Source organism: Flagellimonas alginilytica, assembly GCF_042134605.1.
GTDB lineage: Bacteria > Bacteroidota > Bacteroidia > Flavobacteriales > Flavobacteriaceae > Flagellimonas > Flagellimonas alginolytica.
On sequence record NZ_CP169638.1, the window covers coordinates 2,367,841 to 2,385,058 of the forward strand.

General features: G+C 40.8%; 15 protein-coding genes and 1 riboswitch. Of the genes, 13 read left to right on the forward strand and 2 right to left on the reverse strand.

Annotated elements, in window-relative coordinates; translation table 11 throughout:
* Window positions 1–25: 25 nt before the first annotated feature.
* From ABTP35_RS10445 to ABTP35_RS10485, 9 genes are all read left to right on the forward strand, one after another.
* Window positions 26–934: an AraC family transcriptional regulator gene (locus ABTP35_RS10445; protein ID WP_224835352.1), complete on the forward strand. Its 909-nt coding sequence runs from the start codon at window positions 26–28 to the stop codon at window positions 932–934.
* 82 nt (window positions 935–1,016) lie between these two features.
* Entirely contained in the window at window positions 1,017–1,778 is a 762-nt protein-coding gene (locus tag ABTP35_RS10450) for an SDR family oxidoreductase (RefSeq protein ID WP_293296515.1), read from the forward strand.
* 146 nt (window positions 1,779–1,924) lie between these two features.
* A riboswitch (SAM riboswitch) is annotated at window positions 1,925–2,063 on the forward strand.
* Between the two features lie 74 nt (window positions 2,064–2,137).
* Entirely contained in the window at window positions 2,138–3,145 is a 1,008-nt protein-coding gene (locus ABTP35_RS10455) for a homocysteine S-methyltransferase family protein (protein WP_293296513.1), read from the forward strand.
* Between the two features lie 19 nt (window positions 3,146–3,164).
* Window positions 3,165–5,861 carry a methionine synthase gene (metH, locus tag ABTP35_RS10460; protein WP_293296511.1) on the forward strand — a complete coding sequence of 899 codons (2,697 nt, stop codon included), beginning with the start codon at window positions 3,165–3,167 and terminating at the stop codon, window positions 5,859–5,861.
* 13 nt (window positions 5,862–5,874) lie between these two features.
* Window positions 5,875–6,228, forward strand: coding sequence for a four helix bundle protein (locus tag ABTP35_RS10465; RefSeq protein WP_293296509.1), 354 nt, complete (start codon window positions 5,875–5,877; stop codon window positions 6,226–6,228).
* A gap of 97 nt (window positions 6,229–6,325) precedes the next feature.
* A complete protein-coding gene (gene metF / locus ABTP35_RS10470) occupies window positions 6,326–7,279 on the forward strand; it encodes a methylenetetrahydrofolate reductase [NAD(P)H] (RefSeq protein WP_293296507.1) in 954 nt (317 codons plus the stop codon).
* A 20-nt stretch (window positions 7,280–7,299) separates the two neighbouring features.
* The gene (locus ABTP35_RS10475) at window positions 7,300–8,400 is read left to right on the forward strand and encodes an acyloxyacyl hydrolase (RefSeq protein ID WP_293296505.1); all 1,101 of its coding nucleotides are present in this window, start codon (window positions 7,300–7,302) and stop codon (window positions 8,398–8,400) included.
* 158 nt (window positions 8,401–8,558) lie between these two features.
* Window positions 8,559–9,218, forward strand: coding sequence for a head GIN domain-containing protein (locus ABTP35_RS10480; protein ID WP_313790255.1), 660 nt, complete (start codon window positions 8,559–8,561; stop codon window positions 9,216–9,218).
* A gap of 61 nt (window positions 9,219–9,279) precedes the next feature.
* Window positions 9,280–10,362, forward strand: a complete 1,083-nt coding sequence (locus tag ABTP35_RS10485; protein ID WP_293296503.1) for a serine hydrolase domain-containing protein — start codon at window positions 9,280–9,282, stop codon at window positions 10,360–10,362.
* Here the strand turns inward: ABTP35_RS10485 and ABTP35_RS10490 are convergent.
* Window positions 10,359–11,810, reverse strand: a complete 1,452-nt coding sequence (locus ABTP35_RS10490) for an aminotransferase class V-fold PLP-dependent enzyme (RefSeq protein ID WP_293296502.1) — start codon at window positions 11,808–11,810, stop codon at window positions 10,359–10,361. The genes ABTP35_RS10485 and ABTP35_RS10490 overlap by 4 nt on opposite strands.
* Before the next feature lie 96 nt (window positions 11,811–11,906).
* Window positions 11,907–12,800, reverse strand: coding sequence for a gliding motility-associated ABC transporter ATP-binding subunit GldA (gene gldA / locus ABTP35_RS10495; RefSeq protein WP_293296501.1), 894 nt, complete (start codon window positions 12,798–12,800; stop codon window positions 11,907–11,909).
* 378 nt (window positions 12,801–13,178) lie between these two features.
* On the opposite strand from gldA, the gene ABTP35_RS10500 reads away from it, so the two are divergent.
* The 4 genes from ABTP35_RS10500 to ABTP35_RS10515 are packed head-to-tail and all read left to right on the forward strand — an operon-like array spanning window position 13,179 to window position 17,103.
* A complete protein-coding gene (locus ABTP35_RS10500; protein ID WP_293296499.1) occupies window positions 13,179–14,009 on the forward strand; it encodes a prephenate dehydratase in 831 nt (276 codons plus the stop codon).
* Window positions 14,006–15,148, forward strand: coding sequence for an aminotransferase class I/II-fold pyridoxal phosphate-dependent enzyme (locus ABTP35_RS10505; RefSeq protein WP_293296497.1), 1,143 nt, complete (start codon window positions 14,006–14,008; stop codon window positions 15,146–15,148). The genes ABTP35_RS10500 and ABTP35_RS10505 overlap by 4 nt, the downstream gene beginning before the upstream one ends.
* A 3-nt stretch (window positions 15,149–15,151) precedes the next feature.
* Complete coding sequence (locus ABTP35_RS10510) at window positions 15,152–16,012, forward strand: prephenate dehydrogenase (RefSeq protein WP_252079065.1); 861 nt, start codon at window positions 15,152–15,154, stop codon at window positions 16,010–16,012.
* Window positions 16,013–16,020: 8 nt separating this feature from the next.
* Complete coding sequence (locus ABTP35_RS10515; protein WP_224835339.1) at window positions 16,021–17,103, forward strand: bifunctional 3-deoxy-7-phosphoheptulonate synthase/chorismate mutase type II; 1,083 nt, start codon at window positions 16,021–16,023, stop codon at window positions 17,101–17,103.
* Window positions 17,104–17,218 lie beyond the last annotated feature (115 nt).

A 17,218-nucleotide genomic window follows, 5' to 3' on the forward strand; every position in this document is an offset into this window, starting at 1 on the left:
TGAATTTTACAAAAAAATGGCCGAAATGTTCACGCTTGAGGACTTTTATGGAAAACTCCAATTGCCCATTCCCGAGGGTATCGGCAAGGACATTGGACATTTTAATGTGTTCAATATTACCGAGTACCGCACAAAGTTGAACAAGGGGGAAATGCGATATGATCGCCGTTCTTATTTTAAAATAAGCTTGATCAGTGGTAAGAACACGGCGGAATATGCCGATAAGGTGATTCAAATAAATGATAAGGCGCTGTTGTTCGCATCGCCCAAAATCCCATATCACTATCTGCCAAAGGAAGGGGAACAGGCGGGGTATTTTTGTGTCTTCACCGAAAATTTTTTATCTAAAGATAAGAGTGGGGTTATTTTAGAAAAGTTCCCGTTATTTCAACCGGGAAGTTATCCTATCCTAACAATTTCCAATCAAGAATACGCCGACTTGGAACTGCTTTTTCAAAAAATGGATAGCGAATTGTCTTCCGATTATCCCTTTAAATTCGATTTGATTCGTGCCTATATTATTGAATTGCTGCACATAGGGCAAAAACTCCAACCAAAACTCCCAACAGAAAACAGTCATAATGCCTCTACCCGCATTACGGATATGTTTGTTGAATTGCTCGAGCGACAGTTTCCTATAAATTCGAGGGTTCAACGATTGATGCTCAAAACGGCCAACGATTATGCCGCACAATTGGCCGTGCACGCCAATCATTTAAACAAGGTTTTAAAGGAGACCACAGGCCTCACCACTACCACTATTATTCATTCCAGAATTTTTGAGGAAGCCAAGATCTTGCTCAATAACACCGATTGGACCATTTCTGAAATCGCATTTAGTCTTGGGTTTGAAGAAGTAGCACATTTTTCCAACTTTTTTAAAAAACACGCACAACTTTCCCCTTTAAAATTTAGGTCGGCCCTCAAAGTTTGATTTTTACAAATAACAGTTTGATACTCGCAAGCAAACTTCGGCTGTTGGGGTTACTTTTGTTCATAATCAAAAATCAAGTAAAATGAACAAAGCAAAAATAGCATTGGTAACAGGAGGAAGCCGCGGACTTGGCGAGGATATGGCCATCAAATTGTCCAAAAAAGGATTCCATGTTCTGTTGACATACCATAGCAATAAAAAAGAAGCTGATAAAACGGTAAACCAAATTGAAAAAAATGGTCAAAAAGCATATGCACTCCAGCTGGATGTGGCGGACAATCAAAGTTTTGATGCCTTTGTGGGTGAAACAAAAAAAGTATTGAACAGCTATTTTAAAGCATCAACGATTAATTTTTTAATAAATAATGCAGGAATAGGAATCAATACTCCTATACTCGAGACTACCGAAGATCAGTTCGATGTTTTGGTGAATGTCCACTTTAAAGGAGTCTTTTTTCTAACCCAAAAATTGTTGCCCATACTATCAGATGGAGGTGCTATTGTGAACATTTCGAGTGGATTGACCCGTTTTTCATTTCCCGGATTTTCGGTGTACGGTTCCTTGAAAGCAGCAGTTGAGACCTTGACAAGATACCAGGCGAAAGAATTGGCAGGCCGAAGAATAAGGGCAAATGTGGTAGCACCTGGGGCCATTGAGACCGATTTTGGTGGTGGATCCAATAAAAATGATGAAGGAAAAAGAACGGCCATAACCAATATTACGGCATTGGGTCGAGTAGGAGTCCCGGACGATGTTGGAGGTGTGGTTGCATTTTTATGCACTGAAGAAGCCAAATGGATCAATGGGCAGCGTATCGAAGTATCCGGGGGAATGCTGCTGTAAATTAACATTACAGCATTAAAACAGGGAACGGGTTGTTCGATCAACCCGTTTTTTTAATGGTATGTTTTCTAAATATTCAGGGGCTTTTTTTGCTTTTCAATGAGGAGAGCCGTTTCTTTGTAGTTCAGTTCATTTATAAATTGAAAGTGTTATCAAGAAAGGTGGAGGGATTGGACCCTGTGAAGCCTTAGCAACCCTCGACCTCGAGAAGGTGCTACATTCTACCCCTGTCTTGAATTCATTTCAAGACCTTTTGGAAGATCAACCTGAAGGGGGAAGGATAACGAAAGAAATACAACACCGTATTTTTCCGCACTTTTCTTGATTTCACTACATCCTTTTTTGAAGGTAATTATACTATGGAAAAAATTAAAGATATACTGAAGAAGCGGATTTTAGTGTTGGATGGAGCCATGGGCACCATGCTGCAGCGCTATAAATTCAAGGAAGAGGATTTTAGGGGCGAACGTTTCAAAGATTGGCCATGTGATCTGCAGGGTAACAACGATCTACTTTCATTGACTCAGCCAGAGGCGGTAAAAGAAGTACATCGCAGCTTTTTACAAGCTGGCGCCGATATTTTGGAAACCAATACCTTCTCGGGAACAACCATAGCCATGGCAGATTATGGTATGGAAGAATTGGTATACGAACTCAATTATGAATCGGCCAAGCTTGCAAAGGAAGTGGCCGATGAATTCACTGATAAAAACCCAAAAAAACCAAGGTTTGTTGCGGGAAGTATTGGCCCGACCAATAAGACAGCCAGTATGTCGCCCGATGTTAACGACCCAGGATTTCGTGCCATATCCTTTGATGAACTTCGAATTGCATACAAACAACAAGTTGAGGCGCTGCTCGATGGCGCTGTGGATATTTTACTGGTGGAAACCATTTTTGATACACTGAATGCCAAGGCAGCTCTTTTTGCCATTGAGGAAGTAAAAGATGAGCGGAATATAGAAGTTCCCGTGATGGTCAGCGGTACCATTACCGATGCTTCGGGCAGAACATTGTCCGGTCAGACCGCCGAAGCCTTTTTGATTTCCATTTCACATATCCCGATTTTATCGGTAGGATTCAATTGTGCCTTAGGAGCCAAACAATTGGTGCCCCACTTGGAAGTGGTTTCCGCCAAATCAGAATTTGCAGTATCTGCCCATCCCAATGCAGGATTGCCGAATGCTTTTGGCGAATACGATGAAACGCCAGAACAAATGGCCGCACAAATAAAGGAATACGTAGAAAAAGGGTTGGTAAATATCGTAGGTGGATGTTGTGGAACCACTCCGGAACATATCAAGGCCATTGCAGATGTAGTAAAGGATTATGAGCCAAGGTCTTTATCGTTATCCGTAATTTGTTAATGTTGTTGGAAATATAGCGATGGAAATAAACGAACAACGAACAACGAACAACGAACAACGCTTTTTACGCCTGAGTGGCCTTGAACCATTGGTGGTAACCCCCGACAGTAATTTTATCAATGTGGGAGAACGGACCAATGTGGCAGGTTCCAAGCGTTTTTTACGGTTGATAAAGGAAGAAAAGTACGACGAAGCCTTAGATGTTGCCCGAGATCAAGTGGAAGGTGGTGCCCAGATTATAGACATTAACATGGATGATGGTCTGATCGATGGAAAGGAAGCCATGGTCAGATTCCTGAATTTGATAGTTTCCGAACCGGATATTGCCCGCGTTCCCATTATGATCGATAGTTCCAAATGGGAAATCATCGAAGCGGGTCTGCAAGTGGTACAAGGAAAATGTGTAGTAAACTCCATTAGTCTAAAAGAAGGAGAAGAAGAATTTATCCGCCACGCCAAGTTGATAAAACGTTATGGAGCCGCTGTAATCGTGATGGCTTTTGACGAAGTTGGACAGGCAGATAATTTTGAACGACGAATTGAAATTGCCAAACGATCCTATGATGTGTTGGTCAACAAGGTCAATTTCCCACCGGAAGACATCATTTTCGATCTCAATATTTTTCCCGTGGCCACAGGAATGGAAGAACATAGGAAAAATGCAGTTGACTTTATTGAGGCCACTCGTTGGGTTAGGGAAAATTTGCCCTATTGTAGCGTAAGTGGAGGGGTGAGCAATGTGTCTTTTTCTTTTCGGGGCAACAATCCTGTTCGCGAGGCGATTAATTCTGCCTTTTTGTTCCATGCCATAAAAGCCGGAATGAATATAGGCATCGTAAATCCGACCATGTTGGAGGTCTACGATGATATCCCTAAAGATCTTTTGGAATATGTGGAGGATGTGCTTTTGGATAGGCGTGATGATGCTACCGAAAGACTCTTGGAGTTTGCCGAAACCGTTGTAGGTAAAGCCAAAGAGAGTAAGGTGGATCTGTCTTGGCGGGAAGAACCGCTGCAAGATAGGATTACCCGTGCCTTGGTCAAGGGAATAGATCAATATATAGTTGAAGATGTAGAAGAAGCTCGTCAGCAAGCAACCAAACCTTTGGAAGTCATCGAGGGCAACTTGATGACAGGTATGAATGTGGTTGGTGATTTGTTCGGTAGTGGAAAAATGTTCTTGCCACAGGTGGTTAAGTCTGCTAGGGTAATGAAAAAGGCTGTGGCCTACCTAACCCCTTACATTGAAGCTTCAAAAGATAAAGATGCCAAAGCAGCAGGTAAAATTTTGATGGCTACGGTTAAAGGCGATGTGCACGATATTGGAAAGAATATTGTGAGTGTGGTGCTGGCCTGTAATAATTACGAGATTGTAGATATGGGGGTGATGGTACCTCCAGAAAAAATCATCAATAAGGCCAAGGAAGAGCAAGTGGATATTATCGGTTTGAGCGGTTTGATTACCCCATCTTTGGATGAAATGGTGTTTTTGGCCAAAGAAATGGAACGCCAAAACTTTGAAGTGCCCCTTTTGATTGGTGGCGCAACAACCAGTAAAGCTCACACTGCTGTAAAAATCGACCCGCAATACAGTCATTCTGTGGTGCATGTGAACGATGCTTCCAGAGCCGTAACCGTGGTGGGTGATTTGCTTCAGGAGGAGACTTCGGTGAAGTATAAAAAATCCATCAAACTGGATTACGAGAGTTTTCGCGATAAGTTTTTGAATCGTTCCAAACACAAGGAATATTTGACGTTGGAAGATGCTCGAAAAAATAAATTGCAAATCGAATGGAATCCATCAGATATTAAAAAACCGAACCAATTGGGTGTTCAAGTGTTGGAAGATTTCGATTTGACTAAATTGGAGGAATTCATCGATTGGTCTCCATTCTTCCGAAGTTGGGATCTCCATGGAAAATATCCTGATATTTTGAACGATGAGGTGGTAGGGGAACAGGCCAAGGAGCTTTTTAAGGATGCCAAAGAACTTTTAAAACAAGTTTTGGACGAGAAACTGTTGAAAGGCAAAGCTATCTTTGGGTTATTTCCAGCCAATCAAATTGATGAAGATGATATTGAAGTAGACAAGGATGGTGAAATCTTTATCTTCAGAACGCTGCGTCAACAATTAAAAAAGCGGGAAGGGGTTCCCAATATCGCATTGGCAGATTTTATTGCTCCAAAAGATTCGGGAATTCAGGATTATATAGGTTGTTTTTGTGTGAGCACAGGATTTGGAACCCAAGAATTGGCTACTGAGTTTGAAAAAAACCACGATGATTACAATTCCATTATGATCAAAGCTCTGGCCGATAGGTTGGCTGAAGCTTTTGCGGAATATTTGCACAAAGAGGTACGAACCAAACATTGGGGCTATGCCGTGGATGAGAATCTGGATAACGACGCTCTGATTAAAGAAAAATACCGAGGTATTCGACCTGCACCGGGCTATCCAGCCTGTCCCGACCATTTGGAAAAACTGACAATTTGGGATATGATGAAGGTGGAAGAGAAAATAGGCGTGAAATTGACCGATAGTTTGGCCATGTGGCCGGCTGCCAGTGTAAGTGGCTACTATTTTGGACATCCCGAAGCCAAATATTTTGGATTGGGAAAAATAAAGCAAGATCAGGTTCAGGATTTTGCTGAACGAAAAAATATAAAACTGGAAGAGGCCCAAAAGTGGCTGGCACCTAATATTGTTGATAGTTAACAGTTTTTGGTTAATGGAATATATCGAATTGGATGTTTGGAAAGAATCGCGTGAATTGGTTAAGTTGGTTTATGACTTGACCAAAGTATTTCCAAAGGAAGAAATATATGGCCTGACCAATCAAATAAGAAGATGTAGTTGTTCGATACCTTCAAATATTGCAGAAGGATGTGGTAGAAAAACTCCAAATGATACCATTCGATTTTTATACATTGCAAGAGGTTCATTATATGAGTTGGAGACACAATTGTTTTTGTCATTTGATCAAGAATATTTAAGTCAAAAGGAATTGGATTTAATTTTGAGTCAAATAGTACTTTGCAAAAAGTTGTTAAATGGTTTTATAAATTATTATGGATCTCTCTAATTTTTACCATCAACCATCAACCATCAACCATCAACCATCAACCATCAACCATCAACCATCAACCATCAACTAATAACGATTAACGGATAACCGTAAAATGAAAATTACCGACCACATAAACAAAGCAAACGGAGAAACGCTTTTCAGTTTTGAAATCGTTCCACCCGTAAAAGGGAAGAGTATTCAAGAACTCTATAAAAATATTGACCCTTTAATGGAGTTCAAGCCACCTTTTATAGATGTGACCACCTCTAGAGAAGAGTATGTGTACAAAGAGAAAAATGGCTTGCTGGACAAAAAGTTGACACGAACGCGTCCCGGTACCTTAGGTATATGTGCTTCATTAAAACATAAATACGATGTGGATACGGTTCCACATGTGCTGTGTGGTGGGTTTACCAAGGAGGAAACCGAATATTTGTTGGTGGATTGCCAGTATTTGGAGATAGAGAACGTGATGGCGCTTCGTGGTGATGCCCGTAAAGAGGAAAAATATTTTATGCCCACCAAGGGCGGGCACCAATATGCTTCCGAATTGGTAAAACAGATTTATGATGTGAACCAAGGAAACTATTTGCACGATTCCATTGAATCCAATGATTGTGGAGACTTCTGCATAGGTGTGGCAGGTTACCCCGAAAAGCATATGGAGGCACCCTCTTTGCAATCCGATTTAAAACGTTTGAAGGAAAAAGTGGATTTGGGAGCGGATTATGTGGTGACCCAGATGTTTTTTGACAATCAAAAATTCTTTGCCTTTGTTAAGGCTGCCCGCGAAATGGGTATTGAAGTGCCGATTATTCCTGGAATCAAACCCATAGCGGTTAAAAGGCATTTACAATTGTTGCCCCAAGTTTTTAGAGTGGACATACCACAAGATCTTATAGATGCCGTAGAGGCCTGTAAAACCAACCAAGAAGTACGACAAGTTGGTGTGGAGTGGGCAATTCAGCAATCAAAAGAATTAAAGGAGTCCGGAGTACCCGTGTTACACTACTATTCCATGGGAAAATCAGATAATATAAAGGCAATTGCCAAGGAACTTTTTTAATTTTCCTACTTTAGCTATCCATGAGGTACCTACTTGGCCTAATTCTATTGTTGACTTCATTTTTAGGGATTTCCCAATCGGATGAAGACCCAAAAAAATTCGTGTTGGATGCGAATCAGTTTTACGGCTCCATATTGCTCCATAACCCGGATATTTCGCACTTGATCACCAATCATCCGGCAGGTGTAATCCTTGGAATAAGTAGAAAAACCTACGGACAAAAAGAATGGGAAGCGGATTTTGGTTATCCAGATACAGGCTACACCTTTGTTTATCAAAATACGAACAATCCAACCCTTGGTGATCATTTTGGACTTTACGGACATTACAATTTTTACTTTCTTAAAAGAAATGTTCAATTGAGAGTTGCTCAGGGATTGGCTTACAATACCAACCCGTACGATAAAGATGAAAATTTCAGGAACAATGCCTACGGAAGCCATATTTTGAGCAGTACCTTGTTGATGCTCAACTATCATAAAGAAAACCTCTTCGCCGGTTTGGGAGTGAATGCTGGGTTGTCTTTTATCCATTATTCCAATGCCAATTTTAAGGCGCCCAATACTTCGACCAATACGTTTGCCTTTAATATTGGCTTGACGTATAATTTAGATCATGAAACTACTTATAAGTATCTAAAACCAGAATCAACTGGGGAAATATCGGAGCCTGTTCGATATAACTTAGTGTTTCGGGCTGGAGCTAATGAAAGTGACGTAATCAGCATGGGTCGGTATGGCTTTGCCATTGTTTCGGCCTATGCCGATAAACGTTTGGGAAAACGAAGCGCTATACAACTGGGAACCGATATTTTCTTTTCCAATTTTTTAAAGGAGTTGATTCGTTATCAATCCATATCGTTCCCAGAATTGGATGTTGACCCTGATGCCGATTATAAGCGGGTAGGGGTATTTATAGGTCATGAACTTTTTGTGAATAAGATGAGTGTTGTTGCCCAATTGGGATATTATGTGTACTACCCGTTCGATTTTGAGGGGAAAATCTACAATAGGATTGGTATGAAACGCTATTTTGGGGAGAAGATTTTTGGAGCGGTTACCCTAAAATCGCATGGAGCAAAAGCGGAAGCCGTAGAATTTGGAATAGGAATTAGACTATAGTATTGAGATTAGAGATGTTAGAATTTAGAAGATGTGAAAGAATAATTAATGTCACCTCGAGAGCAATCGAGAGGCGTTTTTATTTGGTATTTTTTCTAATTCTGATTTCTTGTAATGGCGAAAATGTTCCCGATTGTTTTCAAAATGCTGGTGACCTGGTGCGTGAACAGATCGATCTTCCCGAATTTGCCAAGATCACTGTTTTTGAAAACCTTAATGTGGTGCTAAAACAAGGCAATGAACAATCGGTGGAAATAGAAACTGGGGAATATTTGCGAAATGAAGTTACCGCCATTGTGGAAGAGGACCGTTTAGTTCTTAGAAATGAAAATAGCTGTAACTATGTCCGCGATTATGGTTTGACAACCGTATACATTACTTCTCCGAATTTGACCGAAATAAGGAGTAGCACAGGACTGTTGATTTCGAGTGATGGGGTTTTGGAATATCCTACTTTAAGTTTAATTGCCGAAAGTTTTAATAACCCGGAAACCGAGACTACGGACGGTTCTTTTGATATGGAATTAAAGTCATCTACGGTTAGAATTACAGTAAACGGCATTGCTTATTTTAAGCTTCGTGGCGAAACTGAAAACCTAAATTTAAATATCGCAGCAGGGGATTCAAGGATAGAGGCCCAACTACTGGTGTCCGAAAATGTTAACTTAAACCATAGAGGTTCCAACGATGTTTTTGTGAATCCGCAGCAAAGTTTGAGTGGAGTGATTCGCGGAACAGGGGATGTAATCAGTGTGAACACTCCGCCTGAGGTTGACGTAGAGGAAATCTTCAATGGTAGATTGATTTTCCAAGATTAAGAATCAATAATCTCCATTAACTTTAATATTTCTGGTTAATTTCGGGACTCAAACCGAATTCTTGGGGAATCTGTTCGCACATATTAAAAGTTATTTCTCACCATTTCCAAAGGTTAAATCTTTAGATGGGTTGCAAGGACTGGAAAAGGTCGATGCGCTTTTACATAATCTGGCCGCAGAGAAAAAAGTTCCGGGATTGGCCGTGACTTTTTTGGATAAAGGTGAAACTGTGCTTCAAAAAGGGTATGGATTTTCTAATCTTGACAAGAAAATCTTTGTCGACCCAAAGCAAACAGTTTTTCGTATTGCAAGTATTTCCAAATGCATTACGGGTTTGGCCTTAGGAAAAATGGTAGAAGATAGGATAATCAATTTGGATGAATCCATTTATACCTACGTGCCATATTACCCCAAAAAACGTTTTGGTTTTACACTAAGGCAATTGGCTTCGCACACCGCCGGAATACGCGGTTATCGCGGTAAAGAATATGCATTAAACCAAGATTTTTCCATTAAAGACGGAATCAACATGTTCAAAAACGATCCGTTGGTGTTTAAACCTGGAACTGGCTATCTATATAATAGTTTTGATTTTGTTCTTCTCTCCCTTGCCATGCAAGAGGCAAGTGGAGTGCCGTTTGAAAGATATGTTGAGGAACATATTTTGAAGCCTTTGGGATTGCATGGCACATTTTCCCCGAATTATGGGGCCGGCTTAAAAAAAATGGAAAACCATGCGCATTTCTATACCAAACGATCCATGTGTTTTAAACAATCTGTTGAGGTAAACAATCAATATAAATTGGCAGGAGGTGGATATTTGTCGACCTCTGAAGATGTGGCACGGTTAGGTAGTGCCATTTTAAAACGCGAATTACTGAGTGATGCAACGTACGACCTATTGTTGACTTCGGAATTGATCAATGGCAAACCTACATACTACGGTCTGGGATTTCAGGTAAGTCAAGATGCAAAGGATAGGTCTTTTGTGGGACATATAGGCAGTAGTGTTGGAGCTTATACCAACCTTTTCATCTATCCAGAGCAGGAAAAAGTAATCTCCATCCTCATCAATTGTACAGACCCAAAGGTGCAGCCTGTATTGGATGAGGCAATTGATTGTTTTTTAAAAGATAACGTTTAGATTTTGCTTTCCAGTTCCTCTTCAATTTCCAAAGCGTATTTTTTACAAAGATCAAAAGTTTCCGTTACATCTTCCATAGAAGTTCTTGGGTTGATCAAGCACATACGGAGCACAATTTGACCGTTTAAAATAGTGGTGACCAAAAGCGCCTTTCTAGATCCAACCACTTTTTCGGAAATGTATTGGTTGATTTTGTCCAATTCTTTCTCCGAATATTTTTTATTGATGGGGTTGTACCTAAAATTGATGACCGCTAAGGTTGCCGGGAAAACCACTTCCCAACTTTTGCTGCCCCTGAGCATGGTCTCCACTTCTTCTGCCAAATCAATATTATAGGAAATAGCATCCCGGAACTCTTTTAAACCAAAGGTTTTTAAAGACATGTAAAACTTTAGGGCACGGAACCTTCGGGTCAGTTGAATACCATGGTCATAAAAATTGATTTCGGAGGTATTCCCCTCGATATCCCTTAAATATTCTGGTTTTTCCGTAAAAGTGTTGCTTAGGTTTTTGTGGTTTCGTACCAAAAGACATCCCATTTCATAAGGTTGAAAAAACCATTTGTGGGGGTCCACGGTCAAAGAATCCGCTTTTTCAATGCCTTTCATGGCCAATTTACCTTTTTTGGATAGAATAGCTGCTCCTCCATACGCCCCATCAATGTGGTACCAAATGTTTTCTTTTTTGCAGATTTTGCCCAGCTCTACCAAAGGATCTACCGTACCTGTGTTTGTAGTTCCTGCAGTTGCTATTAAACAAAAAGGATGCAATCCCTCCAATCTATCCTTTGCAATACAATTTTTGAGTTTGTTTACCGAGAATTTTAGTTCACTATCTGTAGGGATAATTCGAATCTGTTCCTTTTTAAATCCTAATACCCGAATGGCCTTAATGTTGGAAGAATGGGCTTGATCCGATAGATAGATAACAGCCTTTGAAAAATCATCACCACATTTAATGCGTCGGGCAGTAACCACCGCAGTCAAGTTGGCCATGGAGCCACCACTGGTAAAAATACCGCCCCCTTTTTTCTTGGGGAAACCAAAAATCTTCAACAACCATTGAATGGTAACTATTTCCAATTCCGCAGCAGCTGGGCTAGCGGCCCACCCGCCAGAAAAAATATTATAGCCCGTTGCTAGGGCATCTGCCATTACACTAATATAGTTACTTGGTCCTGGAACAAAAGAAAAGGATTTGGGGTGTGCCATATTCGCACTATTGGTCATAACCTTTTCCAGAACAAAGTCCAACACTTGGGTCGGTTCCGAACCTTGTTCGGGAGCTTCCTCCAAAAACAAAGAATCCATTTCTTTCCTTGAACCAAGTGCGACAGGTAGCTTCTGGTGTTGTGTGGAATGATGTTCAACAATGGCATCAACAATTTGATAACCATAGCTTTTCATCTCTTCTTTGGATAGTTCCAATTTGGCAGTATTCTTTTTCATTGGGCTCTATTTCTTCTGAACTGCAAAAGTACCATATTTGGAACGGTTTTCAGTTTCCTTTCAGGAGAGAGTCAACACAAATCAGGGCAAAAGGAATTAAGAGGTAAGTTCTGTAAAGAGGCTTTCCAAGTTTTTGTTTTTTCTGCTAAGTTGTAACGTTTTTAGTGAATTGTCGTGTGCAAAATCGAAAACAGCGGGCCGCATATCCTTAGATGTTGTAAAAGTGATTTCGTAGACAAAGCCACCGGTGTTTTTTACGTTGGACACGTTGGGCAGTTGTTGTAGTAATTGTTCTTCTACACGATAATCGAACTCGACCTCAATAATCTGTTCCTCGGCTTCACGGAGTTCTTCCAGTTTTTTGTCGGCCACCAATTCTCCTTTGCTGATGATGATCACACGATCACATACGGCTTCCACTTCTTTCATAATATGTGTGGAAAGTAAAATGGTCTTTTCTTTGCTGATTTCACGTATCAATTTTCGGATTTCGATCAATTGATTTGGATCAAGGCCGGTCGTGGGTTCATCTAGTATCAAAACTTCTGGGTCGTGCAACAAGGCGGCTGCAAGTCCTACACGTTGCCGGTATCCTTTGGATAACTGTCCAATTTTTTTGTGGGCCTCGGGGGTCAAACCCGTTTGCTCGATTACCTGGTTTATTTTGGACCTGTCCACTTTGTACACATCGGCATTGAACGATAAATATTCTCTTACGTACATCTCCAGATATAAGGGATTGTGTTCTGGTAGGTAGCCTATACTTTTTTGAACTTTTTTTTCTGCGGCGAGTACATCAAAACCGTTTACCGATGCTTCTCCATTGTCCGCTTTGTAATAGGTGGTCAAGATCCTCATCATGGTGGACTTGCCGGCACCATTTGGGCCTAAAAACCCAACAACTTCACCCTTGTTGATGGTGAACGAAACATTGTTCAATGCTTTTTGGGTTCCAAAGGTTTTGGTGATGTTCTTAACGGTAATGGACATTTGTACTAGTTTAATTGCTTTCAAAAATACACTTTTATAGGTTTTGTTCACTACAAGTAAGGGCAAGGATAATTGGCCTGTTACGATCCTTTAAAAAACTATGAAAATGTGAATTTGAAAAAAAAATCGATTTTCTGTAAGATAATGTTCAGTGAAAATCAACTTTTTAAAAAATATCAAAAAAAATATGGGATTGGAGTAGTGTTTAGGATTGAATGCCTAAATTAGCCGACAATTAACAAAGAGATGACAAACACGTATTTCTGGAACCGTTTTTATTTTTACTTCTTTTTTCAAAGAGGAACGGGACTATTGTAGATACGTTTAAAGTATAACTAATTTATAAAGTCCCGATAGCATCGGGGCTTTTTTTTTGCCATGGGTTTAAAAATAGCCATACAGGGAATAAAGGGGTCCAACCACCATCAAGTAGCCAAAGATTTTTTTGGAAGTAATATTGAGTTATTGGAATGCAATTCCTTTGATGCCGTAGTGGATAGTTTATTGTTGGGCATTGCGGACAAAGGTATTATGGCGATAGAAAATTCTATTGCAGGATCTATAATCCCCAACTATAATCTGGTGTACCACAATAACATCCATATTATTGGAGAGCATTACCTTAACATTCATCATAACCTAATGGTTTTAAAAGGAAAAACATTTGATGATATCCGCGAGGTGCATTCGCATCCAATGGCATTATTGCAGTGCAAAGAGTTTTTTAAGGCCCATCCGCAGATAAAACTTGTTGAAAGTGTGGATACTGCGGAAACCGCAAAAAGAATAAAAGAAGGTAAGTTGGCTAATATAGCTGCAATTGCTCCCAAAATGGCGGCAGAATTGTACGGATTGGATATTATTGCTGATAACATCCAAACTATTGTAAATAACTCAACACGTTTTATAATCCTTAAAAAGCAGAACAAGGTGTTGCCAGAGGAAGAAATAAACAAGGCTTCTTTAAGATTCATTACCGATCATAAACGGGGGAGTTTGGCCACTGTTTTGAACGTGATGAGCGATTGTAACATGAACCTTACCAAAATCCAATCCTTGCCGGTAATAAAGACCCCTTGGAAGTATGCCTTCTTTGTTGATGTCACTTTTGAGAATTATGAACAATTTTCCAAAACTAAATCTTTGCTGGAGATTATGGCAGAGGATTTTCGGGTTTTGGGCGAATACAAAAATGCATTGATCCTATGATAACTGCAGATAGGTTAAATAGCGTAAAGGAATACTATTTCTCTACAAAACTAAGAGAAGTCCGTGGGCTAATCGCACAAGGAAGACCCATTATAAATATGGGGATCGGCAGCCCCGATTTGGCACCCTCGCCACAAGTATTGGAAACACTAAGGGATTCCATAATAGAAGCAGGGGCACACCAGTACCAGAGCTATCAGGGACTGCCAAAACTAAGGGAAGCGATTGCAGACTTCTACCATCAAAAATTCGATGTAAACGTAGATCCGAACACGGATATTTTACCATTGATGGGTTCCAAGGAAGGCATTATGCACATTAGCATGGCTTTTTTAAACAATGGCGACGAGGCTTTGATCCCCAATCCGGGATACCCGACATATGCCGCTGTGACCAGTTTAGTGGGCGCTGTTCCTATACAGTACAATTTATCCGAAAAAAACGGTTGGTTTCCGGATTTGGACGAGCTAGCTACAAAAGATCTGTCCAAGGTAAAGTTAATGTGGGTAAGCTATCCTCATATGCCAACAGGTGCAACGGCCACCGTAGATCAGCTTAAAATGTTAGTGGATTTTGCGAAAAAGAACCAAATTCTATTGGTGAACGATAACCCGTACAGTTTTGTGCTTTCAAGTAACCCGACCAGTATTTTGTCCATTGATGGGGCAAAAGAGTGCACTTTGGAACTGAACAGTCTCAGCAAGACCTTTAATATGGCAGGATGGCGAGTGGGCATGGTATTGGGCAATGCGGAGCACATAAATGCAGTGCTAAAGGTAAAGAGCAATATGGATTCCGGGATGTTCTATGGTATTCAAAAAGGAGCCATTGCAGCCTTGCAAAGCGGGCCGGAGTGGTTCGAGGCTTTGGACACAGTCTATACCAAAAGGCGGGAGCTTATGTTTAGATTGGTGGACAAATTAGGCTGCTCCTACGACGAGAACGCGGTCGGTATGTTTGTGTGGAGCAAGCTTCCAGCTGGGTCACCCCCATCAGAACAATTTATAGATGAAATATTGTACAGCAGAGATATTTTTATAGCTCCGGGAACCATTTTTGGAAGTAATGGCGAGGGCTATATTCGTTTTTCACTTTGTGTAAAAGAAGAAAAGATCAAAGAAGCGATCCAAAGATTTTAGATTATGAAAATAGTCATTATAGGTGTTGGTTTAATAGGGGGGTCCTTTGCAAAGGATGTAAAAAGGCTGCACCCGGAAGCCGAAATAATCGGAGTGGATAAAAGCGAGGCCCATTTAGATGAGGCCCTGCAACTGCGTATTATCGACAAAAAAGGAGGGTACACGGACCTACAGACCGCCGATATGGTATTCGTGGGCATTCCTGTCGATGTTTTAATGGCCGAGCTTCCAAAAATTTTGGATGCCTCGGGAGAAGAAACCGTGGTAATGGACGCAGGTTCCACCAAACAATCGATTTGCGAACAGGTTGCCGATCACCCCAAAAGAAGAAATTTTATGGCCTGTCACCCCATTGCGGGCACGGAGTTCTCCGGTCCGACTGCTGCATTCGAAGGTCTGTATACCGGCAAAACAATGATCATATGTGAAGTAGAAAAAACAGCGTTTAAACTTCAGGAAAGGGCTTTGGCCATTTTTCAGGAAATAGGCATGCGCATTCGGTACATGAATCCCAGGGCGCACGACAAACATATCGCCTATGTATCCCATTTATCACACATTAGTTCTTTTATGTTAGGGAAAACGGTTATCGATAAAGAAAGGAACGAACGCGATATTTTTGACATGGCAGGCAGTGGTTTTGAAAGCACGGTCCGATTGGCAAAAAGTTCCCCGGATATGTGGACGCCTATTTTTGAACAGAACAAAGATAATGTGGTCGAAACCCTTGAAGAGTATATTCAAAACCTGATCACCTTTAAGCAATTGATATTGGACAACGATTTTAAGAATGTCCACCAAGAAATGAGTAATACCAATAAAATAAAACAAATACTAAAAGGAATACCACTTACAAAAAAATAGAACGTATTATGGAAAACAAAAAGGAAATGAGAAAATGGTTGGATGATATGAATTTAGGTCATCCATTGGTAGTTGCAGGTCCCTGTAGTGCCGAAACCGAAGAACAGGTGCTAAAAATTGCCCATGATCTAAAAGATACCGATGTGAGCTATTACCGTGCCGGAATCTGGAAACCACGAACTCGTCCTGGTAATTTTGAAGGAGTAGGGGCCATAGGACTAAAATGGTTGCAAAAGGTAAAAGAAGAGACCGGACTTAAAACCGCCACCGAAGTTGCCAACAGAGCACATGTTGATCTAGCCTTGGAGCACGATATCGATATGTTGTGGATAGGGGCACGTTCTACCGTAAGTCCATTTATTGTCCAAGAGATTGCAGATGCGCTCGAAGGTACCGATAAAGTTGTGTTGGTAAAAAACCCGGTAAATCCAGATCTTTCACTTTGGTTAGGTGCCGTGGAGCGTTTATATTCTGCCAACATTAAAAAATTAGGTGTGATCCATAGAGGTTTTTCCACTTACGAAAAAACCAAATACCGTAACATACCGGAGTGGCAGCTGGCCATTGAACTACAAACAAGGTTCCCGGATTTACCCATCGTAAACGACCCAAGCCACATTACAGGAAAAAGGGATATGGTTTTTGATGTGTCGCAGACTGCATTGGATTTGAATTTTGATGGGTTGATGATAGAAACACATTATGACCCGGACAACGCATGGAGTGATGCCGCACAACAGGTAACCCCAAAAACCTTGGTCCAGATCATGAAGGATCTGCGAATTAGAAAAGAAACCGATGAAGAAGCAGAGTACATGAGCAATTTGACCAACCTAAGAGCGCAAATAGATGTCCTGGACAATCAGTTGATCGATCTTTTGGGCAAAAGGATGAAAGTGTCGGACGGAATCGGTGAGCTCAAAAAGCAGAAGAACGTTGCCGTACTCCAAAGCAATCGTTGGAACGCAATCCTGGGCAATATGATCTTGGAGGGCGAGCAAAGGGGATTGAGCGAGGAATTCGTATTAAGAATGTTCAAGGCAATCCACCAAGAATCCATTAACCACCAAGAAAAAATAATCAAGTCATAAGCTGATTTTTAACAGTCAGATTCATTTAAGAACTATTTACGGCCATAATATCCAGTGCCGTAAATAGTTTTTTTTTGTTTCAAACTGTAACAAACCTCCTAAGTGATCATCTTTC